At 67.7% G+C, this 25,413-nt stretch carries 23 protein-coding genes; 18 read left to right on the top strand and 5 right to left on the bottom strand.

Going from position 1 to position 25,413, the window contains the following annotated elements:
• Positions 1-146: 146 nt before the first annotated feature.
• On the bottom strand, positions 147-1,409 hold the full coding sequence (locus tag RR42_RS27490) for a M20/M25/M40 family metallo-hydrolase (protein ID WP_043354650.1): 1,263 nt from the start codon (positions 1,407-1,409) through the stop codon (positions 147-149).
• Positions 1,410-1,524: 115 nt separating this feature from the next.
• The gene (locus RR42_RS27485) at positions 1,525-2,784 is read right to left on the bottom strand and encodes a glutamate carboxypeptidase (protein ID WP_043354649.1); all 1,260 of its coding nucleotides are present in this window, start codon (positions 2,782-2,784) and stop codon (positions 1,525-1,527) included.
• 122 nt (positions 2,785-2,906) lie between these two features.
• On the opposite strand from RR42_RS27485, the gene RR42_RS27480 reads away from it, so the two are divergent.
• On the top strand, positions 2,907-4,010 hold the full coding sequence (locus tag RR42_RS27480) for a GlxA family transcriptional regulator (RefSeq protein WP_043354648.1): 1,104 nt from the start codon (positions 2,907-2,909) through the stop codon (positions 4,008-4,010).
• 69 nt (positions 4,011-4,079) lie between these two features.
• Here RR42_RS27480 and RR42_RS27475 read toward each other — a convergent pair whose 3' ends face one another.
• The gene (locus RR42_RS27475) at positions 4,080-4,811 is read right to left on the bottom strand and encodes a BON domain-containing protein (protein ID WP_043358057.1); all 732 of its coding nucleotides are present in this window, start codon (positions 4,809-4,811) and stop codon (positions 4,080-4,082) included.
• A gap of 213 nt (positions 4,812-5,024) precedes the next feature.
• Positions 5,025-5,450 carry an OsmC family protein gene (locus RR42_RS27470; RefSeq protein ID WP_043354646.1) on the bottom strand — a complete coding sequence of 142 codons (426 nt, stop codon included), beginning with the start codon at positions 5,448-5,450 and terminating at the stop codon, positions 5,025-5,027.
• A gap of 435 nt (positions 5,451-5,885) precedes the next feature.
• Here RR42_RS27470 and RR42_RS27465 point away from each other — a divergent pair, with 435 nt between their 5' ends.
• The 6 genes from RR42_RS27465 (at position 5,886) to RR42_RS27445 (ending at position 11,819) form a co-directional block, all read left to right on the top strand.
• Positions 5,886-6,971 (top strand): calcium:proton antiporter, encoded by a 1,086-nt coding sequence (locus RR42_RS27465; RefSeq protein ID WP_043354645.1) that lies wholly within the window; start codon positions 5,886-5,888, stop codon positions 6,969-6,971.
• Positions 6,972-7,101: 130 nt separating this feature from the next.
• The gene (locus RR42_RS27460; RefSeq protein ID WP_144409969.1) at positions 7,102-8,364 is read left to right on the top strand and encodes an FAD-dependent oxidoreductase; all 1,263 of its coding nucleotides are present in this window, start codon (positions 7,102-7,104) and stop codon (positions 8,362-8,364) included.
• 69 nt (positions 8,365-8,433) lie between these two features.
• Positions 8,434-9,357, top strand: coding sequence for a LysR family transcriptional regulator (locus tag RR42_RS27455; RefSeq protein ID WP_043354642.1), 924 nt, complete (start codon positions 8,434-8,436; stop codon positions 9,355-9,357).
• Positions 9,358-9,534: 177 nt separating this feature from the next.
• Positions 9,535-9,690 (top strand): hypothetical protein, encoded by a 156-nt coding sequence (locus tag RR42_RS40540; protein ID WP_158408321.1) that lies wholly within the window; start codon positions 9,535-9,537, stop codon positions 9,688-9,690.
• 154 nt (positions 9,691-9,844) lie between these two features.
• Positions 9,845-10,918 (top strand): porin, encoded by a 1,074-nt coding sequence (locus tag RR42_RS27450; RefSeq protein WP_043354640.1) that lies wholly within the window; start codon positions 9,845-9,847, stop codon positions 10,916-10,918.
• A 256-nt stretch (positions 10,919-11,174) separates the two neighbouring features.
• Positions 11,175-11,819, top strand: coding sequence for a uracil-DNA glycosylase family protein (locus RR42_RS27445; protein WP_052495008.1), 645 nt, complete (start codon positions 11,175-11,177; stop codon positions 11,817-11,819).
• 154 nt (positions 11,820-11,973) lie between these two features.
• Here the strand turns inward: RR42_RS27445 and phaP are convergent, their stop codons facing one another.
• The gene (gene phaP / locus RR42_RS40535; protein ID WP_043354638.1) at positions 11,974-12,477 is read right to left on the bottom strand and encodes a TIGR01841 family phasin; all 504 of its coding nucleotides are present in this window, start codon (positions 12,475-12,477) and stop codon (positions 11,974-11,976) included.
• Positions 12,478-13,168: 691 nt separating this feature from the next.
• On the opposite strand from phaP, the gene RR42_RS27435 reads away from it, so the two are divergent.
• The 11 genes from RR42_RS27435 (at position 13,169) to RR42_RS27385 (ending at position 25,401) form a co-directional block, all read left to right on the top strand.
• Positions 13,169-13,963, top strand: a complete 795-nt coding sequence (locus RR42_RS27435; RefSeq protein ID WP_043354637.1) for a class II aldolase/adducin family protein — start codon at positions 13,169-13,171, stop codon at positions 13,961-13,963.
• Positions 13,964-14,053: 90 nt separating this feature from the next.
• On the top strand, positions 14,054-15,619 hold the full coding sequence (locus RR42_RS27430; RefSeq protein WP_043354635.1) for an ABC transporter substrate-binding protein: 1,566 nt from the start codon (positions 14,054-14,056) through the stop codon (positions 15,617-15,619).
• A 31-nt stretch (positions 15,620-15,650) separates the two neighbouring features.
• Positions 15,651-16,625: an ABC transporter permease gene (locus RR42_RS27425; protein ID WP_043354633.1), complete on the top strand. Its 975-nt coding sequence runs from the start codon at positions 15,651-15,653 to the stop codon at positions 16,623-16,625.
• Positions 16,622-17,464, top strand: a complete 843-nt coding sequence (locus RR42_RS27420; protein WP_043354629.1) for an ABC transporter permease — start codon at positions 16,622-16,624, stop codon at positions 17,462-17,464. Before RR42_RS27425 ends, RR42_RS27420 begins: the two co-directional genes overlap by 4 nt.
• Positions 17,461-19,140 carry a dipeptide ABC transporter ATP-binding protein gene (locus tag RR42_RS27415; RefSeq protein WP_082055124.1) on the top strand — a complete coding sequence of 560 codons (1,680 nt, stop codon included), beginning with the start codon at positions 17,461-17,463 and terminating at the stop codon, positions 19,138-19,140. The genes RR42_RS27420 and RR42_RS27415 overlap by 4 nt, the downstream gene beginning before the upstream one ends.
• Positions 19,137-20,141, top strand: a complete 1,005-nt coding sequence (locus RR42_RS27410) for a 2-hydroxyacid dehydrogenase (RefSeq protein ID WP_330218539.1) — start codon at positions 19,137-19,139, stop codon at positions 20,139-20,141. The genes RR42_RS27415 and RR42_RS27410 overlap by 4 nt, the downstream gene beginning before the upstream one ends.
• A 78-nt stretch (positions 20,142-20,219) precedes the next feature.
• Positions 20,220-21,638: an aspartate aminotransferase family protein gene (locus tag RR42_RS27405; protein ID WP_052495007.1), complete on the top strand. Its 1,419-nt coding sequence runs from the start codon at positions 20,220-20,222 to the stop codon at positions 21,636-21,638.
• On the top strand, positions 21,638-22,588 hold the full coding sequence (locus tag RR42_RS27400; protein WP_043354627.1) for a DMT family transporter: 951 nt from the start codon (positions 21,638-21,640) through the stop codon (positions 22,586-22,588). The genes RR42_RS27405 and RR42_RS27400 overlap by 1 nt, the downstream gene beginning before the upstream one ends.
• 4 nt (positions 22,589-22,592) lie before the next feature.
• Positions 22,593-23,318 carry a GntR family transcriptional regulator gene (locus RR42_RS27395; RefSeq protein WP_043354626.1) on the top strand — a complete coding sequence of 242 codons (726 nt, stop codon included), beginning with the start codon at positions 22,593-22,595 and terminating at the stop codon, positions 23,316-23,318.
• Positions 23,315-24,343, top strand: coding sequence for a histone deacetylase family protein (locus RR42_RS27390; protein WP_043354624.1), 1,029 nt, complete (start codon positions 23,315-23,317; stop codon positions 24,341-24,343). Before RR42_RS27395 ends, RR42_RS27390 begins: the two co-directional genes overlap by 4 nt.
• Entirely contained in the window at positions 24,340-25,401 is a 1,062-nt protein-coding gene (locus RR42_RS27385) for a phosphotransferase (protein ID WP_052495006.1), read from the top strand. Before RR42_RS27390 ends, RR42_RS27385 begins: the two co-directional genes overlap by 4 nt.
• The last annotated feature ends 12 nt before the right edge of the window (positions 25,402-25,413 follow it).

Below are 25,413 nucleotides of genomic sequence, written 5' to 3'. Positions count from 1 at the left end.
AATCCTAATCCTAGCCCTAGGCGCCTGAATCAATAGGAATTATCAGAATAGATACATTTCACTAAGAACGGAATTCAGACTATCTCCGACAACCCTCATTAACGGCAGATGGACGCGATCCTTTAGCGCGCAAGCCGGGCGCGGCGTCAGCTACGCCCGATTTCCTGCAGGATGCGCGTGAGCAGGTAGAGGCGCGGCACGATGGAATCGATCTCGATGTACTCATCGCGCGCGTGGTATCCGAAGCCCGCCAGGCCGAAGCTCTCCACGACCACCGCCTTGCCGGAGCGCCCGGCGAAGCCCGCGTCGGTGGCGCCGCCGGTGCCTTCGGCCAGTGCCAGCTGGCGGCCGTCGAGCTCGGCGTAGATGGCTTGCGCGCGGTGCGCCAGTTCGCGCCCGCGCGCGTTGGCGACAAACGGCGGCCGGCCGGTTTCCATGGTCACGGTGGTTTGCGTGTCGGGGACGAGCTTGCCTTCGTCCACCTTCTTTTGCAGCGCGGCCTGCAGCTTGCCGGCACCGTCCTTGACCGTGGTGCGCACGTCGCCGATGGCGGTGGCATGCTCGGGTATCTGGTTGCGGACCTCGCCGGCCTGCGCGGTGGTCCAGTTGAGCTGGGTGCCCGGCACGGATTTGGTCACGTCGCGCGTTTGCTGCAGCTGGTAGGCCAGCTCGATCAGCGCATTGCGGCCCAGCTCCGGCGCGGCGCCGGCGTGCGAGGCGCGCCCCTTCACTTCCATGACGGCGGTTGCCGTGCCGCTGGCGCCCATCAGCAGGGCCTCGGTCTTGACCACGGCCTTGGCGGCGGTCGGCTCGAACGACAGCACGACGTCGTGCTGGTCGGCCAGTCTGGCGATGGTCTCGCCGGAGCCGATGGAGCCAACTTCCTCGTCGGGATTGAACAGTACCGTCAGCTCGGCATAGTCGTTCCAGCCGGCCGCCTTGAGGATGGCCAGCGCATGCAGGATCACCGCGATGCCGCCTTTGTCGTCGGCGATGCCGGGGCCGTAGAGCCGGTTGCCGTCTTGCTTGATGGGCTGCGTTGCCAGTATGTTGGCCGGATAGACCGTATCCATATGCGCGATCAGCATGATGCGGCGCTTGCCCGTGCCGGTCAGCGTGCCCTTGACCATGGTGCCGGGGCCCTTGGTGACCGCGATGCGCTCGGTGCGGGCGCCCAGCGCCGCCAGCCGGCCTTCGGTGTAGCTGGCCATCTGCGCCAGGCCCGCCGCGTTGGCGCTGCCTGACTCGATCGACACCATCTCCTTGAGCGACTGGATCACCGCGGGCTCCGCGGTGCGAGCGGCGGCCAGCAATTGGCTGTCGGCGGCCTGGGCGGCCTGGGCGCCGCCGGTGGCGAGGATCAGGGTGGCGATGGCAGCCTGGGTCAGCCGGCGCAGGGAAGGATGCATGGTGTCTCCTGTGAAGGATTGGGTCGTTGTAAAGGCAAGCCGGGAGGCCTGCCGGGCGATGCTAGCGCGGGCGCGGGCGGCTGCGCAAGGGCGCTTCCGCCCGCGCCGCAGCGCCTTAGTTGCGCCCGATTTCCTGCAGGATGCGCGACATCAGGTAGAGCCGCGGCACGATGGAATCGATCTCGATGTACTCGTCGCGGGCGTGGTATCCGAAGCCCGCCAGGCCGAAGCTCTCCAGCACCGTGGCCTTGCCCGAACGCACGGCGAAGCCGGCGTCGGTGCCGCCCCCGGTCTGCGGCACCAGCGTCAGCTCGCGGTCGATCTCCTTGTAGATCGCCTGGGCCTTTGCCGCCAGCGCGCGGCTGCGCGCATCGCTCACGTAGGGCGGACGCCCGGAGATGACTTTGACCGTGGTTTCGGTGTCAGGGACCAGCTTGCTTGCGCTGACCTTGGCTTGCAACGCGGCCTGCAGCTTGTCCTGCGCGTCGGGCTGGGTCAGGCGCACGTCGCCCACGGCGCTGGCTTTTTCGGTGATCTGGTTCAGCGGGCCGTTGGTGTTGGCCTGGGTCCAGATCAGCGCGGCGCCCGGCACGTCCTTGGCCACTTCACGCGTTTGCAGCATCTGGTACGAAAGTTCATAGAGCGCGTTGCGGCCCAGCTCGGGCGCGGCGCCCGCATGCGCGGCGCGGCCCTTCACATCCAGCGTGGCCGTGGCGACGCCGGCCGCGGCCAGCAGCAGCGGCTGGCCTTTCATGACGACCGAGCCCGCGGACGGCTCGCAGGACAGCACCACGTCGTGCTGCTCCGCGAGCTTGGCGATGGTGTCGCCGGAACCCAGCGAGCCCACTTCCTCATCCGGGTTGAACAGCACGGTGATCTGCGCATAGTCCTTCCACCCGGCTGCCTGCAGGATGGCCAGCGCATGCAGGATGACCGCGATGCCGCCCTTGTCGTCGGCGATGCCGGGGCCGTACAGGCGGTTGCCGTCCAGCTTGATCGGCTGGGTGGCCAGCGTGTTGGGGCCGTAGACCGTGTCCATATGCGCGATCAGCATGATGCGGCGCTTGCCGGTGCCGGTGAGCGTGCCCTTGACCATGGTGCCGGGGCCTTGCGTCACGGCGATGCGCTCGGTGGCCGCGCCCAGCGCCTTGAGGCGTGCTTCCGTGAAACTGGCCATTTGCGCCAGGCCGGCGGCATTGGTGCTGCCGGACTCGATCGACACCATGTCCTTGAGCGACTGGATCAACGCGGGCTCGGCCGCGCGGGCGGCGTCCAGCAGTTGCGTGTCCGCGGCGCGTGCGCTGCCGGCTGCGCCGAAGGCCAGCGCGAGCGCTGCCACGGCGGTTTGGGTGAGTCGGCGCAGGGATGGCTGCATGAAGTCTCCTGTGGCTTGCTTGGTTATTGTGGTTAGGGCGGTGGTTCGCCGAGCGACGATGCTAGCCCTTGCGGGCGTGGCAAGGTAGGATCAATCCCGCCAATTGGAATGCCGATCCCGCCATGCCTCCCTCTTCTGCCACCACCGCCCTGCCCGAGCCGCCCTCCGCCAAGCGCCCCGTGCCGCTGCACGTGCGCTTGCTGTGGCTGCCCGAGGCCATGCCCGGCATGCTGTTCGGCGCGCTGGATGTGCTGCGCGCCGCAGCCGGGGTGGCCCGGCTGCAACGCCCGGATGCGGACCGCGACCTGAGCTGGACCGTGATTGGCCCGTCAGGCCGCGCGCTGGCCCTGCCCGCCCTGGGGCTGGAGCCCGCGCGGCGGCGGCGCGCCACGGAAGACGGCAATGCGCTGGTGGTGGTGCCGGGTGTGCTTGCGCGCAATGCGCCGCACCTGGGCGAGATCCTGGGCGGCGCCGGCCAGGCGCTGCGCTTGCTGGAGCGGCACGCACAGGCGGGCGGATGGATCGCGGCGGGCGCGAGCGGCATCGCCTTTCCCGCGGAGCTTGGCCTGCTCGATGGCGCGCGCATGGGCGCACCGTGGACCTTCCAGAGCTGGATGAGCCAGCGCTATGCGCGCTGCGATTTTTCCGCGAGCGAGCCGATGGGCTTGCACCAGCGCGTGTTTGGCTGCGTGGCGCCGGCGCTGCAGACGGAGTTCATGCTGCGCGTGCTGGGGCACCTGCATGACCCCGACCTGGCGCAGACCTGCTCGCGCATGCTGCTGTACCAGGCCGAGCGCCAGCAGCTCACGCCAGAGCTGGTGTCGCAACGCTGGCTCAGCAAGACCGCCGACAGCCCCGTCTACCGCGCCATGCGCTGGCTGCAGGCCAATGCGGATACGCCGTACCGGCTGGCGCTGGTGGCGCAGGCGGCGGCCGTGAGCGAGCGGACCTTGCTGCGGCATTTCCGGCAGGTCAGCGGCATGACGCCGCTGGAATACCTGCACGGGCTGCGCGTGGAGCGCGCCAAGACCCTGCTGGAGGTGACCCTGCATGGCTCGCAAGCGGTGGCCGAAGCCTGCGGCTACAGTGACGCGGCGGCGTTCGGGCGGCTGTTCCTGCGGGCAACGGGGATGTCGATGTCGAGCTACCGGGCGCGCTTTGCGCTGCGCTCGCAGCGGCGCTACTGGCGCGTGGAGGACATGCCGCGCCCGGCGGGCACGGCATGATCCGATCCGGCGATTGAGTCTGCGAACCTGCGAACCTGCAAACCTGCGAAGCGAGGTTGGCAGTGGCGCTCAGTTGCTCAGCTCGATGCGGTTGACCACGTCCTCGACCCCATGCACGTACCAGGCATCGCGCTCGGCCTGGCGTTTGGCGGCCTCGGTGGTGGCGTAGCCTTCGAGCGTGACGACGCGGTCCTTGGTCTGCACGCGGATGCGGTCTGCATCGACGAACTGGTCGGTCTCCAGCACCAGCTTCAGCGCTTCCGTGACTTCGTCGTCGCGGTCGGCTTCGGCCGGGGCCACCACCAGCTCGTTGACCACGCAGCGGCAACCTGGCGACCACCACGCCAGCACACCGGCCAGGCGCATGTGCGACAGGCTGATCACGTGGCCGCGCAGGGTCACCACGCCGTCGATGACTTCGATGGCGATCTCTCCGCTGGACTCGCCAACGGCTTCGCGCACGGGTTCGATCCTCCCCTTGGCATGCGCGCAGATGCGGCAATTGCGAAAATCGATCGCCTGCAGCAACCGTACGCAGATGGCATTGCGCAGCTCGCCGTCGCCTACCGCCGCGCCGCCATCGGTAACGCGCAGGTGATCGATCACGGCGGACACGCCGTCGACACGGCGTACCGACGCGGCAACGCGGCTCTTGTCGACAATATCGGGGACTTCGCCTTCGAGAATCAGCGCGCCGTCGCTCAGGCGCAGGTGGATGGTGGGATGGATGGGATGGCTGTGGAAAGGCACGTGGGCGATGGCCGCCCTAGCCTGAGTCAGGACTGCTTCACTGCTATGCATGATGTCTGCCTTATCTTGGAAGGTCTGGATATAGGAGACGCGTTCAGTCCATTGAACGCCCGCGCGGTCTCGTGCCAGGTGCGGCGCGGGACGGCGAATCTTCATTATAGGTAGCCAGGATGGCCGCGCCCGACCTATTGGCCTGTTGGCCTATCGGCCGATCAGCCTACTGGCCGGACGCCGGGTCCGGGGCCGGCGCCCGCCGTGGCCCGGTCAGGTTTCCACCTTGGCATCCATGGTGATCTCCGCCTTTAGCAGCTTGGACACCGGGCAGCCGGCTTTGGCCCCTTGCAGGCATTGCTCGACCGCCGCCTGGTCGGCCCCGGGCACGCGCACTGTCACGTCCAGGTGCACGGCGGTGATGGTGAAACCGGCGCCGTCCTTGTCGAGCGTGACCGTGGCCTTGGTGGCAATGCTCTGGGCGACCATCCCGGCCTCGCCCAGGATCAGGGACAGCGCCATGGAGAAGCATCCCGCATGAGCCGCCCCGATGAGTTCCTCGGGATTGGTGCCGGGGCCGCCTTCGAAGCGGGCCTTGAAACCGTAGGGCGCATCCTTGAGCACGCCGCTCTCTGCCGAGATGCTGCCCTGGCCGTCCTTGATGCCGCCTTGCCACTTGGCCGATCCGTACTTTTTCATGAGCGTTCTCCATCGTCGAAAGGGAAAGGCGCGGTGTTCGCCGCGCTGGTAAAGGGACGCTTGCGGCGCGCCCGGAAATGCAGGTACTGCCATGGTGCGACGCTAGAATGGCCGGCCGGGTTCACGGCGCATGGCGCGCAGGGGTTCCGGATCACAGAAAAAAACGCGAAATCACGGGCAATTCCAGCAAACAAGACATCAATTCCATTCAATTTAAGCGAATTCCATGGAACTGAATCCCCGGTGCGACTGCCTTACATGCGAGTTGCCGCCAGAGCGGATTGCCGCCCCCCAAGCTGAACCACAATAGGACGCCAAGGGGAAAACAGCCAGCAAGCCCGCCGAGGACGGCACTTTCCCGTCAGTCCTGACGTGCTTTGCCCATCACTACCAAGCTGAATCCACGCATTTCATTGAACATAAAAGGGAGAACGGATGCCGTTGACGTCGAATAAATTGCCTGCCTGGACCTTATGGCTGCCGCTGGCAGCCTGGGCCATCCTCGGGGCAGGCATGGCAGTGCCCGGCCAGGCGCTGCTGCTGGTGCTGGCCGGCCTGGCCCTGGCGGGCTCGGTATTTGCAGCGGTGCACCATGCCGAGGTGGTCGCGCATAAAGTGGGCGAGCCCTTTGGCACGCTGGTGCTGGCAATTGCCGTGACCGTGATCGAAGTGGCGCTGATCGTCTCGGTGATGTTGTCCGCGGGCCCCGAAAAGGCCGGGCTGGCGCGCGACACCGTGTTTGCCGCGGCCATGCTGGTGTGCAACGGCATCGTGGGGATCTGCCTGCTGGTGGGTGGCCTGCGCCATCGCGAGCAGGCTTTCCAGGCGCCGGGCGCCACCGCCGCGCTGGCCGTGCTGGCCGCGCTTGCCGTGCTCACCATGGTGTTGCCCAACTACACCAGCGCGATCCCCGGGCCGATGCTGTCGCAGTCGCAGCTGGCCTTTGCGGGCATTGCCTCGCTGGTGCTCTATGGCAGCTTTGTCTTTGTGCAAACCGTGCGCCATCGGGACTACTTCCTGGTGGAAGGCACCTCCGACGAAAGCGTCCATGCCCCGCCCCCGCCCGCGAAGATCGCGCTTGCCAGCGGCGGCATGCTGCTGGTGTGCCTGGTGGCGGTGGTCGGCCTGGCCAAGCTGCTTTCACCCACGGTGGAAGCGGCGGTAGCGAGTGCCGGCGCCCCGCCGGCCGTGGTTGGCATCGTGATTGCCGCGCTGGTGCTGTTGCCCGAGGGGCTGGCCGCGCTGCGCGCTGCGCGTGCCGACCGCCTGCAGACCAGCATGAACCTGGCGCTGGGCTCGGCGCTGGCCAGCATCGGGCTGACCATCCCCACCGTGGCCGCGGTCTTCATCGCGGTTGGCAAGCCGCTGACGCTGGGCCTGGGCGCGACGGAAACCGTGCTGCTTGCACTGACCTTGCTGGTCAGCACGCTCACGCTGCACTCGGGCCGCACCACCATGCTGCAGGGCGTGGTGCACCTGGTCATCCTGGCGGCGTACTTGTTCTTGTCGGTCGTGCCTTAAGCCGGGAGCAGTCTCGGCGGGGGCGGTTTCTGGCTGATGGCTTCTCCGCGCCGAGCGCACACAATGCGCGCTCGCCATGAGACCAATTCGGTGCTGGTTGCGTGCAGTCCATTTGCGCAAACTGGCGCCCATGACGCTCATGACGCCCAGGGTCCCCACGATCCCCACCAAACGCATTGTCATCGTCGGCGCCGGCGTGGCCGGCAGCATCATGGCCCGCGCGCTGGCCATGCAAGCCGGGCTGGAAGTCACCTGCCTGGAGCAGGTTGCACCAGATGACCGCGCTAGCGCCGGGCTGGTGATCGGCCCCAACGCCATCAAGGCCTTGCACATGCGCGACCCGCTGCTGGCCAGCGCCATCGGCGAGGCCGGCCTGCCCTGGGATCACTGGCGCGTGTCGCTGTGCAGCGGCGAGGTGCTGCTGGACCTGCCGCTCACGCGCGTGGCGGACCATGGCGGCGTGCGCATCCTGCGCGACACGCTGTACCGCGTGCTGCGCCAGGCCGCCGGCAACACCGTGCGTTACCGTTGCAAGCTGCTGGCGTGCGGCGCCAGCCGGCAGGATCCGGCACGCAGCTACGTCGTCTGGGAACAGCATGGCCAGCGACACCGGCTTGACGACATCGACCTGCTGATCGCGGCCGATGGCCGTGACTCGCCCACCCGCAGCGCGTTTGACAGCCAGCCCCGAATGCACCAGCTTGGGGCTCTGCTGTTCCGCCTCCTGGTGCCGGACGCCGGCGCCGGCCGGATCGACGATTACGAGCAATGGTGCAACGGCCCTAACCGCCTGCTGGCCTTCCGCTTGCCGCACGGGCAGATCAATATCGCCGGCAGCCTGCCGCCGGCCCCCGGCGACAACACGCTTCACGCGGGCATTGGCCCGCAGGCGCTGCGCGCCGCCTACACGCCCGCGCACGCCAGGCCGGGGCCGCAGGCAGGCTGGCTGATCGATGCGCTCTGCGCCAATGGGGATGCCATCTGCTGGTACCGCATGCAGGCGTGCGGCATCCGCTTTGCCGAGCCGCACGCCCAGGTGATGTACCTGGGCGACAGCGCCCATGCCATGGCGCCACCGCTTGGCCAGGGCGTGGCGCAGGCCATCGAGGATGCCTGCAGCGCCGCCGAGCTGATTGCCACTTCGCTGGCCGGCGGCGAGACCAGCCCGCGTGCCTGGCTGACCGCGTTTGAAGCGGCCCGGCTCGAACGCCTGCGCTTTGTGATGTCGGTGGCCCCGCACGCCGCCGGCCTCATGCTGGGCGATGCCACGGAGCAGGACCGGGCGTCGGCGCTGGGCGCGCTGCGCCAGCTCTACTGCCAGGTCGCCTTGCCCCGCCACGGCGGCCCAGACGTTGGCGTTGGTCCTGTCACCGGAACCGGGCTGCCCGCGTAGCGTCGGCGCGCGCACGATCCTTGCTAGTGAGAGCGGATCGTTCTCACTAGCGCCTGAGCGCCCCCCGCCATGCTCCACCCGCCCCGCCTTTATCTCTATCTTGACGCCGTGGCCCGCGTTGGGTCTATCCGCAAGGCCGCCGAGCAACTCCACGTTGCCTCCACCGCGCTCAACCGGAAGATTCTGGAGGTGGAGCAGGAGATCGGCACGGCGCTGTTCGAGCGCCTGCCCCGCGGCGTGCGGCTGACCGCCGCTGGCGAGGTGTTGATCGCTACCGTGCGCCGCAGCCTTGCGGACCTGGATTCGGCCGCCGCGCAGATGGAGCAGCTGCGCGGGCTGGTGCGGGGCACCGTGCGCATGGCGACGGTCGAGTCCGTCGCCACCGATTTCCTGCCTGAAGTCATCGGCCGCTACCAGTCCACCCACCGCGGCGTGCAGTTTCGCGTGGCGGTGGGCAACTCGGGCGACCTGCTGGCCGCGCTCAAGGAGGACGAGGCCGACCTGCTGCTGGCGCACGACCCGCCCCCGACCACCTTCCTGCACGAGTTGGCGGTGTCCGCGCAGCCCTTCTGCGCGATGATGCGCCCGGACCATCCGCTGGCGAGCCGGCGCACGTTGCGTTTATCCGACTGCCAGCCCTATCCCGTGGCCCTCGGGCCAGAGAGCTTTGGCAGCCGGCGGCTGATCGAGGCGATCTGCGCGCGCAACCGCTTGTCGCTGCGGGTGATGCTGGAAGCCACCACGGTGGAGATGCTGAAGAGCTTTGCGCGCCAGACCGGCGCGATCTGCTTCCAGTTCCAGGCTGGCACGCTGCGCGAGACGCGCCAGGGCACGCTGATTGCCGTGCCGCTGTCCGACCCCGAGCTGTGCGGCGGGCGGCTGGTGCTGGGGGCCCGCAAGGGCCGCAGCCTGCCGCCCGCGGCGGCGGCATTTGCCGAGCACCTGAAGGCCGCGCTGACCGGCCTGCACCAGCCGTTGGCCGAGGCCGCCTGATGCGTGGCCGGGACTTGCATGGCGAGCCGGCACATGCAACAGCGAGCGCACACAAATTGCGTGCGCCATGAGAAGAAATAAGTGCTGGTTGTATGCAATCGATTTGCCGCAAACTGCATCCATCGCAGTCATGCTAAGCAACATTACCGGGCTGGCCCGGATACCCACGAAAGCAAGATGAGAATCAACGATCCCGCCATCCTCGCAAAGGTGGAAGCTGCCGTCGATGCCCATGCCCATGCCCGGGCGCTGGCGGGCAACGACGTCGCCGTGGCCAGCATCGCCTTTCACTGCGCACGTGAGTTGGCAGCAAGCATGAGCCAGCAGCGCTAGTGTGCCGGCGCCATCCCGCGCCTGCCATTCCCATTCCAAGAGCACGCTTTTTTAGATAGCCGGGGCTTGCCCCCCCGGAGGGGTGTTGTCGTGCCCAGTGAATGCGACAGAGCCAGCAACGATAGAAAACGGGTCAACCACGGAGGTCGTCTTTATGCAACACAATTTCAAGCCGGTCGTGAAACTGGCGGTCATGGCAGCAGCCTTGATCTGCGGCAACGCCATGGCGCAATCCAGCGTCACGCTTTACGGGATGGTTGATGCCTATGTCGGCGCCACCAAAGCCGGCGGCGCGGACCGCGCCTACGGCGTCAACAGCGGCGGCATGCAAACCTCGTACTTCGGCATCAAGGGCACCGAGGATCTTGGCACCGGCCTGAAGGCGATCTTCGACCTGAACGGCTTCCTGCGCCCGGACACCGGCAAGCAAGGCCGCTTCGACGGCGACGCGCTGTTCACCCGCAACGCCTTTGTCGGCCTGCAGAGCGCGACGCTTGGCACGGTGAAGCTCGGGCGCAACACCACGCCCTACTTCATCTCGACCATCCTGTTCAACCCGCTGGTGGACTCCTATGTGTTCTCGCCGGCGATCTTCCACACCTACTTCTCGGCCAGCAATGGCCGCGTCTATGACCCGGGCATCATCGGCGACTCGGGCTGGAGCAACTCGCTGGTGTACTCCACGCCGATCTTTGGCGGCCTGAGCGCCAACGCGATCTACTCGTTCGGCGAGCAGGCAGGCAGTGTCGGCAAGAACAAGTGGGGCGGCAACGTGCTCTACTTCAACGGCAACTTCGGCGCCACCGTCGCCTTCCAGCAGGTCAAGTTCAACAGCACCCCGGGAGACGTGACCGCGCCCACGGCGCTGGCCGGCTTCGACAAGCAGAACGCCGTGCAGGTCGGCGTGAGCTACGACTTCAAGGTGGTCAAGCTGTTCGCGCAGGGCCAGTACATCAAGAGCGACGTCAACAACGCCACCGGCGACCTCAAGCACACCAACGGCCAGGTTGGCGCTTCGATCCCGGTGGGCAACGGCAACGTGCTGGTCTCCTATGCGTACGACAAGACCAAGAACAGTGTCGCGGACTTCAAGCGCAACACGGCCGGCCTCGCTTACGACTACAACCTGTCCAAGCGCACCGACGTGTATGCCGCGTACTTCTATGACAAGCTGAGCGACCAGTCGCACGGCGACAGCTTTGGCGTGGGCATGCGTCACCGCTTCTGATTGGAAGCGGATTGGAAACGGTAATGCAGGTGGCCGTGCTTCGGTGCGGTCCACCTGGCAAAGCGCCTGAAAATCCACAACCGGCAAACTGCCTTCCTGGCGCATCACGCGCTCGATCGCCTGGCTTGGGGAACATTGCCAAAGTGCCTACACTGGGCGCCATGGGCACAATGGCAATGAACATATCTCTTCCGGACGCGCTGAAGCGGGTTGTCGACGAACCGGTCGATACCACTGACCCGGTCCGCAGCCTGCCATGAAACACGCCCTGCCCGTCGCTGCCTGCGCCGCAGGCGACGAGGACAAGACCGGCCTCGACACCCTGCTGACCCAGGTCCGTGCCTGCCGTCTTTGTGAAGCGCACCTCCCGCTTGGTCCCCGCCCGGTGGTACAAGCCGCCGCCACGGCGCGCATCCTGATTGTCGGCCAGGCGCCCGGCACGCGCGTGCACGCCAGCGGCATTCCTTGGGACGACCCCAGCGGTGACCGGCTGCGTGCGTGGATGGGCGTGGACAAGACGGTGTTCTACGATGCCACGCGCATTGCCATCATCCCGATGGGCCTGTGCTATCCGGGCCGTGGCGCCAGCGGCGACCTGCCGCCGCGCAAGGAGTGCGCGCCATTGTGGATGGATGCGCTGCTGGCGTGCCTGCCGGAGATCGAGCTGACCTTGCTGGTCGGGCAGTATGCGCAGCGGCGTTTCCTGGGAGCGGCGGCGCGCGGTGGCGTGACGCCTACCGTGGCCGGCTTTGGCGCGCATGGGCCGCGCTTTATTCCGCTGCCGCACCCATCGCCGCGCAACCAGGGCTGGTTCAAGCACAACGACTGGTTTGCGCGGGACTTGCTGCCGGTGCTGCGCCAGCGCGTGGAGGCCATTCTCCTGGCATCACCCGCTGGCTGACGCGGGCTTGGCTCAGGCCTCGGCGAGATGCGCCTCGGCCATCCAGAGCTACCGAATCGAACCGTCGGGCATGTACTCCGCAAAAAAAACTGCGCCACATGGGCGCAGTTTTTTTGCTACTGGCTTTGGCTTCGCAGCGGCCAGCGGTGCCGCCTTACTTGGCAGCCGTGGCGGGCATGACCTTCTCGAAGGCGTCGCGCATCGGCTTCATGGCCGTTTCGTAGGCCGCCACCCAGCTCGGCGCGCTTGCGCCGGCAGCCGGGAACGCGCCACCGGCGTTCGACATGAGGTTCTGGCCGAACGACGCCATGGCTTCCTGCGCCTGCGCGGCGTAGGTGCTCATCTGGCGCTGGGCTTCCTGCGCGAACTCGGCGCCGGTGCTGGCGAAGATCTCGTTCATGTGGCCGGCATAGGCGTTCATCTTCTGGGCAAACCCGTTGGCCAGTTCCGGCTTGAGGCCGGACATGCCAGCGCCAACCGGCTGCTGGCTGGATTCGCGGACGTAGTTCGTGGTATCCGCCAGGCTGGTCTTGACGGCCTGCATGTTCAGCGCGCTGATTTTTTCCGCGCCACGGGCCAGGGGGCCGACCAAGGCGAGGAACAGGTCCAGGTTTGCTTGCTGGACGCCGAAGAATTGAGCTTGGGTGGGATGTGCCATGAAGTAGTCTCCTGGAGATGATCCAACGCTGTCGAAGAAGGTTCCGTGAGCGGCATCATCGTTTTGCTGCAATGCAGCAATTGGACGCATCATAAGCTTATTCGCCAAAGAGTCAAGCGATTCCCTGAAAGACTTCGCCGGGTTCGCCAGATGCATCCCATGCGCCGCATCCCGTCGGATCCCATTCCATTCCGCCCCATCCCGTCCTATAGCCCGATTCCATCGCCATCGGGATGCATACGTCCGCGCCCGGATGTCTTCGCGGCGCGACAGATCCCGCCGGCGGCGTTTCTGCGTCCCGCGGGCATGGCAGGCCACGCTCGCCATGTGTCAAAAGAGACACGCGAACATCCCGGCCTCCTATCCCGACGCTGGATTTTCTGCACGCCACCAAACCGTGCGCCGCGCCCCATTCCCGCTCGCCAATCCCGAAACCCGGCCGCCGGTGCCCATTTTTTGCGCATGGCACCATTCCCCGGCATGCCACCGAAAGCCGGCCAGCGGCCTGCCATCCATGCCAGAGCAGGCCCGCATTCCCTTGAAAATCAACGCCTTGCACATCGCACCGCAACATAGCCGGCTGCAAATTGAACACGTGGCCTGAACTTTGCGTAATCGGTATAAGTGCCAACTGTCGACAGCTGACCATCGACCTACAGTGATCTGACCGCCAATCCAAGGAAACACAAACATGGGCAACAACGTCTCTTCCCGCCTGGTTCCCGCCATCTCCGAGGCCGAGCAACGGGTGCGTGAGGATCTCGCCGCCGCATACCGCCTGGTCGCCCTGTACGGCATGGACGACAGCATCTACACCCATATCTCGGCCCGGGTGCCGGGCACCGAGGACCGCTTCCTGATCAACCCGTTCGGGATGCTGTTCCGGGATATCACCGCGTCTTCGCTGGTGTGCATCGACCTGGACGGCAACATCATCAGCGGGCCGCCGGGACAAGACGTGAACCCGGCCGGCTTCACCATCCACAGCGCCGTGCATGCCGCCCGGCATGACGCGGTCTGCGTGCTGCATACGCATACCGTGGCGGGCGTGGCCGTATCGTCGCTGGCCTGTGGCCTGCAGCCCTCCAACCAGTGGGCGCTGCAGTTCCATGAACGCGTGTCGTACCACGACTTCGAAGGCATTGCGCTGGACCATGAGGAGCGCGTGCGCCTGGTGGCCGATCTCGGCCCGGACAAGCGCGCCCTGATCCTGCGCAATCACGGACTGGTCACGCTGGGCCGCAGCGTGGCGGAGGCCTTCATCCTGATGCACAACCTGGAGCGCGCCTGCCGCGTGCAGGTGGCGATCCAGTCCAGCGGACAGCCGGTCAATCCGGTACCGCCAGCCATTTGCGAGAAGACCGCGCGCCAGTACGAGAGCGGCGACACCAACCGCCTGCCCGGCGCGGCCGATCCGTACGCGCGGGAATGGCGCGCCTTGCGGGAGCGGCTGGAGCCGGCCGCTGCCACGTCGTTCCGCGACTAACGCCCTGCCCGCCCTGCCCGCTTTCGCCATGCCGTATTGCCAGTTCCGTCTTGCCAGTTACCCATCCCTAGCCCCCAGGAGAGTTCCGCAATGAATCGTCGCCAACTGATCAAAATGGGTGTTGCCACCACCGGGCTGTCGCTCGCCGGTGTGCCTTTGCACGTCCTCGCGGCCGGCAAGAAGGGCGGCGTGATCAACGCGCTCGTCCAGCCTGAGCCTTCCGGCCTGATGATCGGCATTACCCAGAACGGCCCCACCCAGCTGATCTCCGGCAACATCTACGAGGGCCTGCTGCGCTACGACGAAAAGCTGGAACCGCAGCCGGCGCTGGCGACCTCCTGGACGGTGAACCCGGCCGGCACCGTGTACACGTTCAAGCTCAAGCCCAAGGTCACCTGGCATGACGGCAAGCCGTTTACCGCGGCCGACGTGGTGTTCTCCGCCGACGTGTTCCTGCGCAAGACCCACGCCCGGCTGCGCGCCAACCTGGCGGCAGTGGAGAGCATCCGCGCCGTGGACCCGCTCACGGTGGAGTTCAAGCTGAAGTACCCGTTCAGCCCGTTTCTCGGCATCTTCGAAGTGGGCACCATGCCCATGGTGCCCAAGCACATCTACGAGGGCACGGATTTCCTGACCAACCCGGCCAATGCCAAGCCCATCGGCACCGGCCCGCTGAAGTTCAAGGAATGGGTGCGCGGCTCGTACATCCAGCTGGTGCGCAACGATGCGTATCACCAGCCCGACGTGCCGCTGGTGGACAGCGTGTACTTCCACGTAATCCCCGATGCGTCGGCGCGCGCCGCGGCGTTCGAGTCCGGCAAGGTCGACCTGGTGCCCGGCGGCGCGGTGGAGTACTTCGACGTGGCGCGCCTGAGCAAGCTGCCCGGCGTGCAGGTCACCACCAAGGGCTGGGAATTCTTCGCGCCGCACTCGTGGCTGTGGGTCAACAACCGCAAGGCGCCGATGGACAACATCAAGTTCCGCCAGGCGCTGGCCTTTGCCATCGACCGCGACGCGATCGCCAAGGTGGCATGGCAAGGCTATGCCAAGAGCGCCACCGGCCCCTTCAACAGCCATATCAAGTACGCCAGCACCGACGTGGCCAAGTATCCGCGCGACCTGGCCCGCGCCAAGCAGCTGCTGAGCGAGTCCGGCTACAAGGGCGAAACCCTGCGCCTGCTGCCCCTGCCCTACGGTGAAACCTGGACCCGCTCGGCCGAGATCGTTCGGCAGAACCTGCAGCAGGCCGGCGTGAAGATCGAGATGACGCCAACCGACGTGGCGGGCTGGGGCGAGCGGCTGAACAAATGGGACTACGACCTGGCCTTTACCTACGTCTACCAGTATGGCGACCCGGCGCTGGGCGTGGCGCGCAACTACACCTCGGAAAACATCGCGCAGGGCTCGCCCTTCAACAATGTGGAAGGCTATCGCAACGCCAAGGTTGACGAATTGTTCCAGGCTGGCGCGCGCGAGATCGACCCCGTCAAGCGCGCAGCGATCTACCAGGAAGTGCAGAAGATCCTGGTCGACGAGATGCCGGTGGTGTGGCTGCACGAGCTCAACTTCCCCACGCTGTATCGCAGCCGCATCAACAATCCCATCAGTTCCGGCATTGGCCTGAACGACGGCATCGGCCGCGCCTGGCTGGCGTGATGGCAGTCATCTTTATCTCTGGGGCGAAGCCATGAGTCGTACGCAGCGCATGCTAGGCCGGGTGGTACAGGGCGTGATCGCGATCCTGGTCATCGCGACCGTCAACTTCCTGCTGATCCGGGCCGCGCCGGGAGACCCTGTCTCGGTGATGGCTGGCGAGGCCGGGGCCTCCGACCCGCAGTTCGTGGCGCAGTTGCGCACGCAGTTCGGGCTGGACAAGCCGGTGCCGGAGCAGCTTGCCACGTATCTCGGGCACGTGGTGCACCTGGACCTGGGCTACTCCTACCGCCAGCAGCAGCCGGTGCTGGACCTGATCCTGCAGCGCCTGCCGGCCACGCTGATCCTGACCGGCAGCGCCTTCCTGCTCTCCGTGCTGTTCGGCGTGGTGCTGGGGGCGTGGGCAAGCCGGCGCGCGGGGAGCTGGGTGGACAACGCCATCACCCTGTTCGCCCTGGTGTTCTACGCAACGCCCTTGTACTGGCTGGCGATGATGGCGGTGCTGCTGTTCTCGGTCAAGCTCGACTGGCTGCCTGGCTTTGGCTACTTCACCGTGGGGGCGGACCTGCATGGCCTGGCGCTGGTGTTCGACATCGCCACGCACCTGGTGCTGCCCGCGCTCACGCTGGCGCTGTTCTACATGGCGGTGTATGCGCGCATGACGCGGGCCTCGATGCTGGAGGTGGCGCAGATGGATTTCGTCAAGACCGCGCGCGCCAAGGGTGTGCGGCCCGGGCGCATCCAGCGCGCCCACATCCTGCGCAACGCCTTGCTGCCGGTGGTGACGCTGGCCGGCATCCAGGCCGGCGGCATGATCGGCGGCGCGGTGCTGACCGAGACGGTGTTCGCCTGGCCCGGCATTGGCCGCCTGATGTTCGACGCCCTGCTGCAGCGTGACTACAACCTGCTGCTGGGCTGCTTCCTGGTCACCGCGGCCATGGCCGTGTTGTTCAACCTGTTGACCGACTTTGTCTACACGCTGGTCGACCCGCGGATCGAGATGCAATGAAAAACACTTTCTGGCGGCGGTTCTGCCGCAACAAGGCGGCCGTGCTCGGCATGGTGGTACTGGCGGGCTTTGCCGTGCTCGCGCTGTTCGGGCCGTGGATGGCCGGGCATGATCCCTGGGACATGGTGCAGCAGCCGTTCCTGCAGCCGATGCAGGAACCCGGCTTTGCCATGGGCACCGATACCATGGGGCGCGACATCCTGGCGGGCGTGATCCACGGCGCGCGCATCTCGCTGCTGATCGGCGTGGTGTCCACGGTGGTCTCGCTCTTGATCGGCGTGACGCTGGGCGCCATTTCCGGCTACTTCGGCGGGTGGATCGATGCGGCCCTGATGCGCTTCACCGAGCTGTTCCAGGCGGTGCCGAGCTTTGCGCTGGCGCTGGTGCTGGTGGCGATCTTCGAGCCGTCCATCGGCTCCATCGTGGCGGCGATCGCCATCGTGTCCTGGCCGCCGGTGGCGCGCCTGGTGCGCAGCGAGTTCCTCACGCTGCGCCAGCGCGACTTTGTGCAGGCCGCGAAGCTGGCCGGGCAATCGACACCGCGCATCATCCTGTCGCAGATCCTGCCCAATGCCAGTTCGCCCATCGTCGTGATGGCCTCGCTGATGGTGGCGACCGCCATCCTGCTCGAATCCAGCCTGAGCTTCCTGGGTCTGGGCGACCCGAACCACATGAGCTGGGGCTATATGGTGGGCTCGGCGCGCACCGTGCTGCGCCAGGCCTGGTGGATGGCGGTGTTTCCCGGCACGGCCATCCTGCTGACGGTGCTGGCGCTCAATATGGTGGGCGAAGGCCTGAACGACGCGCTCAACGCGCGCCTTGGCGGGAGCGGACGATGAGCACACCGGTACTTGATATCCAGGACCTGAGCATCCGCCTGCCTGCCGGCGGCGACCGCGCGCTGGCGGTGCAGGCAGCCTCGCTGACGCTGGAGGCGGGCCAGACGCTGTGCGTGGTGGGCGAGTCCGGGTCCGGCAAGTCCATGATCGCCAACGCGGTGATGGGCCTGCTGCCGCGGCCCCATGTGGAGCCGGTGGCCGGGCGCATCCTGTTCGAGGGCCAGGACCTGCTGCAGCTCGATGACGACGCCATGCGCGAGCTGCGCGGGCAGAAGATCGGCATGGTGTTCCAGGAGCCCATGACGGCGCTCAACCCGGTCATGCGCATCGGCGACCAGATCGCCGAGGTGTTCGACGCGCACCAGCGGCTGGGCGCGGCCGAGAAGCGCAAGCGCATCGTGGCGGCGCTGGCCGATGTAGGCCTGCCCGATCCGGAGCTGCTGTACGACAGCTACCCCTTCCGCCTGTCGGGCGGGCAACGCCAGCGCGTGATGATCGCGTGCGCCATGGCGCTGGAGCCGCGCCTGCTGATCGCCGACGAGCCCACCACGGCGCTCGACGTGACCACCCAGGCGCAGATCCTGCAACTGATCCGCGACCTGCAAAAGCGGCGCGGCATGGCCGTGCTGTTCATCACGCACGATTTCGGCGTGGTGTCGGAGATCGCCGACCAGGTGGTGGTGATGCAGACCGGCACCATCGTCGAGGCCGGGCCGGCCGCGCGCGTGCTGACCGATCCGCAGCATTCCTATACCCGCAAGCTGATCAGCGCCATTCCCGGCGGGCACCTGCGCCAGCCGCCCGTGCAGGTGGAGGTCAACCGCGTGCTGCAGGTGCAGGACCTGTGCAAGACCTACCGCACCGGCGGCGGCCTGCTGCGGCGCGGGCGCGAGGTGCAAGCCGCGCGCAACGTGAACTTCGAGCTGCTGCGCGGGCAAACGCTCGGGCTGGTGGGTGAATCGGGCTCCGGCAAATCGACGGTGGGCCGCTGCATCGTGGGCCTGGCGCCGTTCGACAGCGGCCGCATCGTGATCAACGGGCGCAACCTGTCCCAAGGCGGCGGGCTGCTGCAGCGCGCGGGCGGCAAGCTGCAGATGGTGTTCCAGGACCCTTACGCCTCGCTCAATCCCCGGCATCGGGTCGGTGCGGCCATTGCTGCCGGCCCCATCGCGCAGGGCGTATCGCGCCAGGAGGCACAGGCGCGCACGCTGGAGCTGCTCGGGCTGGTCGGGCTGGGGCCGGAGGCGGCCGAGCGCTACCCGCATGAGTTCTCCGGCGGGCAGCGCCAGCGCATCGGCATTGCCCGGGCGCTAGCGATGCAGCCGGAATTGCTGGTGGCGGACGAGCCCGTCTCCGCGCTGGATGTGTCGGTGCAGGCGCAGGTGCTGGAGCTGTTCGCCAAGGTGCGCGAGCAGTTCAAGCTGGCCATGGTCTTCATCACCCACGACCTGCGCGTGGCCGCGCAGATGTGCGACAAGATCGCCGTCATGCAGCGCGGCGAGGTGGTCGAGTACGGCGAGACGGCCCGCGTGCTGAGCGCGCCCGAGCATGCCTACACGCGCAAGCTGATCGACGCCATCCCGCGCCTGGCCCGGGTGCAGGAGGCCACAGAGGGACCAGCGGCACCAGCGCCGGCGGAGCCGTCCCGCCTGCAGGCAGTCGGGGGCTACGCATGACCCGCACCGACCGCGACAATCCGGCCGGAACACTCAGCAAGATGGACATGACGACAACCAAGCCCCCCTGCGTGGCGCTGCTCAGCAGCGTGCTCGACATGCAGTACCTGGTACCCGCCTTCCGCGCGGCGGCGCCCGGGCTGGACCTGCGCGTGGGCCCCGACCTGGGCGCGCTTGACGACATCGATGCCGCGGTCTGCTGGGCGCCCCCGCCCGGCTTGCTGGCGGCCATGCCCAAGCTGCGCCTGGTGCAGTCGCTGGGCGCAGGCATCGACCACCTGCGCAGCGATCCGGACCTGCCGCCCGGGCCAACCGTCTGCCGCATCGTGGATACCGCCATGGCCGGCACCATGACGGCCTACGTGACGTGGGCCGTGATCCAGCACCAGCGCAGCATGGGCGCCTATCTGGCCAGCGCGGCGGCCGGGCAGTGGCAAGAGCAGCCCATCGTGGCGCCGTCACGGCACCGCGTGGGCATTGCGGGACTGGGCACACTGGGCATTGCCAGCGCCCGCGCGCTGCAGGCGGTGGGCTATGCGGTGCGCGGCTGGAGCCGCAGCCCCAAGGCGGACCTGCCCGAGGGCGTGCAAGCCTTCCACGGCCAGGACGGGCTGGATGCCTTCCTGGCGGGCTGCGACGCGCTGGTTTGCCTGCTGCCGCTCACCGCGCAGACGCAGGGTTTCCTGTGCGCGGACCTGTTCGCCCGCCTGCCGCGCGGCGCGCACCTGATCAACGTAGGCCGGGGCAGCCACCTGGTCGAGGCTGACCTGCTGCGCGCGCTGGACGACGGCACGCTGGGCGCGGCCACGCTGGATGCCTTCCAGCACGAGCCGCTGCCATCCGGGCATCCGTTCTGGCGGCATCCGCGCATCAACGTCACGCCGCACGTGGCGGCACGCACCGATCCGGCGACGATCGCGCGCCAGACGCTGGATAATCTGGCCCAGCTGCGCCGCGGGCAGCGACCTGCCGTGGCGGTCGACCCGGCACAGGGATATTGATATTGACGCGTTTGACCTTGGCATGCCGCTGCCCCAGCGATCCGACACACCCGATACCGACAACAGGACGTCACTGACATGACCGTCGCCTTGCCCTCCCACGCCGCGCTTGCCGCAGACGATATCGCGGCCCACCTGCACCCGTTTACCAACCTGGCCGCCCACCCCGGCGTCGGCCCGCTCGTCATCACCAAAGGCGACGGCATCTATGTGGAGGACGACCAGGGCAAGCGCTACCTGGAGGGAATGTCCGGCCTGTGGTGCAGCTCGCTCGGATTCAGCCATGCGCGCGTGATCGAGGCCGGCGTCGAGGCCATGCGCACGCTGCCCTACTATCACACGTTCAACCATCGCTCCAACCCGGCGGCCATCATGCTGGCCGAGAAGCTGGTGGCGATGGCGCCGGTGCCGATGTCCAAGGTGTTCTTCGCCAATTCCGGCTCGGAGGCCAACGACACCGCCGTGAAGCTGGTCTGGTATTACCACAACGCCATCGGCAAGCCGGACAAGAAAAAGATCATCGCGCGCACCAACGCCTATCACGGCGTCACCGTGGCGGCGGCGAGCCTGAGCGGCCTGCAGGCCAATCACCGCGATTTCGACCTGCCCATCGACCGCATCCTGCGCGCCGGCTGCCCGCACCACTACCGCTACGGCGCGCCGGGCGAGAGCGAGGCGGCGTTCGCGAGCCGCCTGGCACAGGAGCTCGAAGCGCTGATCCAGGCGCAAGGCCCGGACACCATCGGCGCCTTCATCGCCGAGCCGGTCATGGGCGCGGGCGGCGTGATCGTGCCGCCGGCCACTTACTTTGCCGAGATCCAGGCCGTGCTGCGCCGCCATGACATCCTGCTGATCGCCGACGAGGTGATCTGCGGCTTTGGCCGCACCGGCGCGATGTTCGGCTCCACCACCTACGGCATGCGGCCCGACATCCTCACCTGCGCCAAGGCGCTGTCCTCCGGCTACATGCCGATCTCGGCGGTGATGGTGTCGGAGAAGGTGCATGCGGCCATTGCCGCCAACAGCGGCAAGATCGGCACCTTCGGCCATGGCTTCACCTACTCGGGCCATCCGGTCACCACGGCGGTGGCGCTGGAGACGCTGCGCGTCTATGAGGATGACCGCATCCTGGATCATGTGAACGCCATCGCGCCCCGCTTCCAGCAAGCGCTGCAGGCCTATGCCGGGCGAGCGCTGGTGGGCGAGGTACGCGGAGTCGGCCTGCTGGGCGCGATCGAACTGGCGGCGGAGCCGGCGGCGCGGCGCGCCTTCGACCCGGCCCTGAAGGCTGGCCCGCGCCTGGCTCAGCTGGCGCAGGAGCAGGGCCTGATCGTGCGCGCCATGGGCGACACCATTGCGTTCTGCCCGCCGCTGATCATCACCGAGGCGCAGATCGGCGAGCTGTTCGCGCGGTTCGAGCGCGCCATGGTGGCGCTGGAGCGTGAGTTCCCGGCCAGCAGCCATGGCGGCCATGGCGGCAACAAGGCTGCGGCCTGATGACCGGCCCGGCCAACTCCTCGCTACGGCTCACCACGGCGCGTGCGCGCCGCGACGGCATCCTGCTGTTTTTCTGCGCGCTGGTGGCGTTTGCCAGCTACGACGCCTTCTGCAAATGGATGCTGCGCGACCACTCCGCGCCCATGATGAACCTGACCCGCTATGTGTCGGTGAGCGTCATCGCGCTGGTGTGGCTGCTGCGCGAAGGCGGCCTGAGGCTGTGGCGCACGCCCTGCAAGTGGCTGCTGCTGGTGCGCGGGCTGGCGCTTGGCATCGTGGCGAGCTGCTTCATGGCGGCGCTGGTGCATATGCCACTGGCAGAGGCCACCGCCATCTACTTCACAGCGCCGCTGATCATGGTGGCGCTGTCGCCGGCGGTGCTGGGCGAACGGGTGGGACGCGCGCAGTGGGCGGCGGTGCTGGCCGGCTTTGGCGGCATGCTGCTGATCGTGCGGCCCGGCGGCGACCTGCCGCTCGCCGGCACGGTGCTGATGATGGTCTCGGCCGTCTGCTACGCCGCCTTCCAGCTGCTGACGCGCCGGCTGGCCGGCGTGGTCGCCGGGCCGGTGCTCTACGCCTGGACCGCGCTGATCTGCCTGGTGGTGACCGGCGTGCCAGCGCTGGCGACGCTGCCGCAGGTCATGCCGCGCGCGCCCGACCTCTTGCTGATGATGGCCGGTGGCGCCTGCAGCGGCCTGGCCCAGTTGCTGCTGCTGGCCGCCTTCCGGCGCGTTGCCGCCTCCACGCTCGCGCCGCTCAACTACTTTCAACTGCTGCTCGCCGTGCTGATCAGTACCTTTGTCTTCCAGCGCCCGCCCGATGGCATCGCGCTGGCGGGCATCGTGCTGATCATGCTGTCGGGCGGCTACCTCGCATTGCGCGGGCGGCAGGCGCCGCCCGCGCCGCCAGCACCGCTGGTAAAGCCGGTCGTAGCCCGACCCAAGGACTAAGCCCATGTCTGATTCCGCATTCGACGAATCCTCTCCCTTTGCTTCCATCGAAGTCTCCGACCTGGTGGCGGCAGTGGAGGCGCAACTCACCCAGGCCATCGTCGAAGGCCGGCTCCCGCCCGGCAGCCGCATCGTCGAGGCCGACATCGCCCGCCGCATGAATGTCAGCCGCGCGCCGGTGCGCGAGGCGGCCCGGCGGCTGGAGCGCCAGGGCGTGCTGGTCTCGCGCCCGCGCCATGGCTTTGCCGTGCGCACGGTGACGGTGCGCGAGATCGACGACCTGTTCCAGGTACGGCTGAACCTGGAGCTGATGGCTGCATCGCTGGCCTGCAAGCAGGCGCCGGAGGCCGGGCTGAGGCAGCTTTTGGCGATGGTCGAGCGCATGGTGCAGGAGGCCGAATCGCTGCCACAGATCGAACGCGTGGCGCGCGACCTGGCGTTCCACACAGCCATCTGCGAGCTGTCCGGCAATGCTTACCTGCATCGCATGTTCTCCATGATGCAAACGGAGATCCGCATGATCGTGGCGCTGATCGACAGCGTGTACCACGACCCCAAGGCCGTGGCCGAGACCCATCGCCCCATTGCCGAGGCGATTGCGCGGCGCGACGAAGCCGCCGCGCAAGCCGCGGTGCGCTTCCACATCGATGACGCCTGGGTCCACGTCCGGGCGGTGTTCATGCAAAAACAAGGCGCCGCCGAGGTGCCCCCGATGGAGTCCGTCCTATGAAAGTCGTCTACAGCGATCTGCATCTCGACCACGACCCGCACGCGTTCATGGTGCGCGGCAAGATGAAACGCAGCAACGAGCAGCCCGAGCGCGCCCTGCGCCTGCTGGCGGCGGTGCGCGCCGATGGCCACGACGTGATTGCCCCCGCCGATCACGGCCCCGGCCCGCGTGCCGCGATCCACACGCCGGAATACCTGCGCTTCCTGGAAACCGCGTACGAGCGCTGGCAACTGCTGCCCGACGCCTCCGAAGAGGTCTTGCCCAACATCCATCCGTTCCCCGGGCAGCCCTGCACCTATCCCGACAGCGTGGTCGGCCAGGCGGGCTTCCACATGGGCGACGCCGCCTGCTCCATCGGGCCCAACACCTGGCGCGCGGCGGTCGGCTCGGCCGACGTGGCCACCCACGCCGCGCAACTGGTCGCCGACGGCGAGCGCGCGGCCTATGCGCTGTGCCGCCCGCCGGGCCACCACGCTTACGTGGACCGCGCCAACGGCTTTTGCTACCTGAACAACACTGCCATTGCCGCGCAGCACCTGCGCCGCCACCATGACCGCGTCGCCATCCTCGACATCGACATGCACCACGGCAACGGCACCCAGGGCATCTTCTACCGGCGCAACGATGTGCTGACCGTGTCGCTGCATGGCGACCCGATGCTGTTCACGCCCTTCTTCACCGGACACGCGCATGAGCGCGGCGAGGCCGAAGGCCTCGGCTACAACATCAACCGCCCGCTGGCGCGCGGCACCGGCGACGAGGCCTACCTGGCAGCGCTGCGCGACGTGTGCCAGAGCATCCGCGCGTTCGCACCCGGCGCGCTGGTGGTAGCGCTGGGGCTGGACGCGCACGAGCGCGACCCGTACCAGGCGCTGGCCGTCACCACGCCCGGCTTCGCCCTCATCACCGCGGAAATCGCGCGGCTGGGCTTGCCGACGGTGCTGGTGCAGGAAGGCGGCTATCTCTCCGACGATCTCGGGCCCAACCTGTCCAGCGCGCTGCGCGGCTTCGCGAGCGCGGCATGAACGGGCCGGCAAGCGCGGCACTGGCGGGCGCCGATGTGCTTAACGAAGGCTCGCCCGAAGTCCCTGTGACGTGGGCGATGGCGCTGCTCACGCAGCACTACGGGCTGGCGGGCCGGCTCTCCGCGCTGAGCGGCGAGCGCGACCGGAACTTCCTGCTGGAAACGCCCGCGGCAAGCTACATGCTCAAGGTATCCCACCCGGCCGAGCTGCCGCTGGTGGCGGACTTCCAGACCCAGGCACTGCTGCACATCGCCGCAGCCGACCCCGCCCTGCCCGTGCAGCGCATCGTGCCAACCCTGGCGGGCCAGCCATCGCTGATCGCCCAGCCACCCGGTGGCCAGGCGCGCGTGGTCCGCCTGTTCAGCTACCTGCCTGGCATGCCGTTGCCCAAGGCACAGCGCTCGCAAGCGCAGGCACGGGAGCTGGCGCGCACGCTGGCCCGGCTCGACCTGGCGCTGCGCGACTTCCGCCATCCCGCCGGCGAACTGGAGCTGCCGTGGGACATCCAGCGCGCCGAGCGCGTGCGCGGGCTGCTCGACAGCGTCCCGGACGCGGCGCGCCGCGCGCTGGCAAACCGCGCGCTGGATCGCTTTGCCGCCAATGTGCAGCCCCGGCTGGCGCACCTGCGGGCCCAGCCGATCCACAACGACTTCAACATCTATAACGTGCTGGTCGACCCGCAAGACCATGCGTGCATTGCGGGCGTGCTGGATTTTGGCGACATGGTCCATGCGCCCCTGATCGACGACCTGGCCGTTGCCGCCGCCTATCAGGTGGACCCCGCCGGCGACACGATGGCCACGCTGTCTGACTTTGTCGCCGCGTATCACGCGGTGCTGCCGCTGCAAGCCGATGAGGTCGACGTGCTGTTCGACCTGGTGCAGGCCCGGCTGGTGATGGTGGTAGCCATCAGCGGCTGGCGCGCCGCGCGGCATCCGGAAAACGCGCCTTACCTGCTGCGCAACAACGCGGTCTCCTGGGACCGGCTGGCGGCCTGCGACGCGATCCCCACCGAACAAGCACGCTCCGTGCTGCGCCGCGCCTGCGCGATGGCGTGACCACGACACCAA

The sequence above is a fragment of the Cupriavidus basilensis genome (assembly GCF_000832305.1).
GTDB classification, from domain to species: domain Bacteria; phylum Pseudomonadota; class Gammaproteobacteria; order Burkholderiales; family Burkholderiaceae; genus Cupriavidus; species Cupriavidus basilensis_F.
This window is presented reverse-complemented; position numbering and strand designations above follow the sequence as displayed.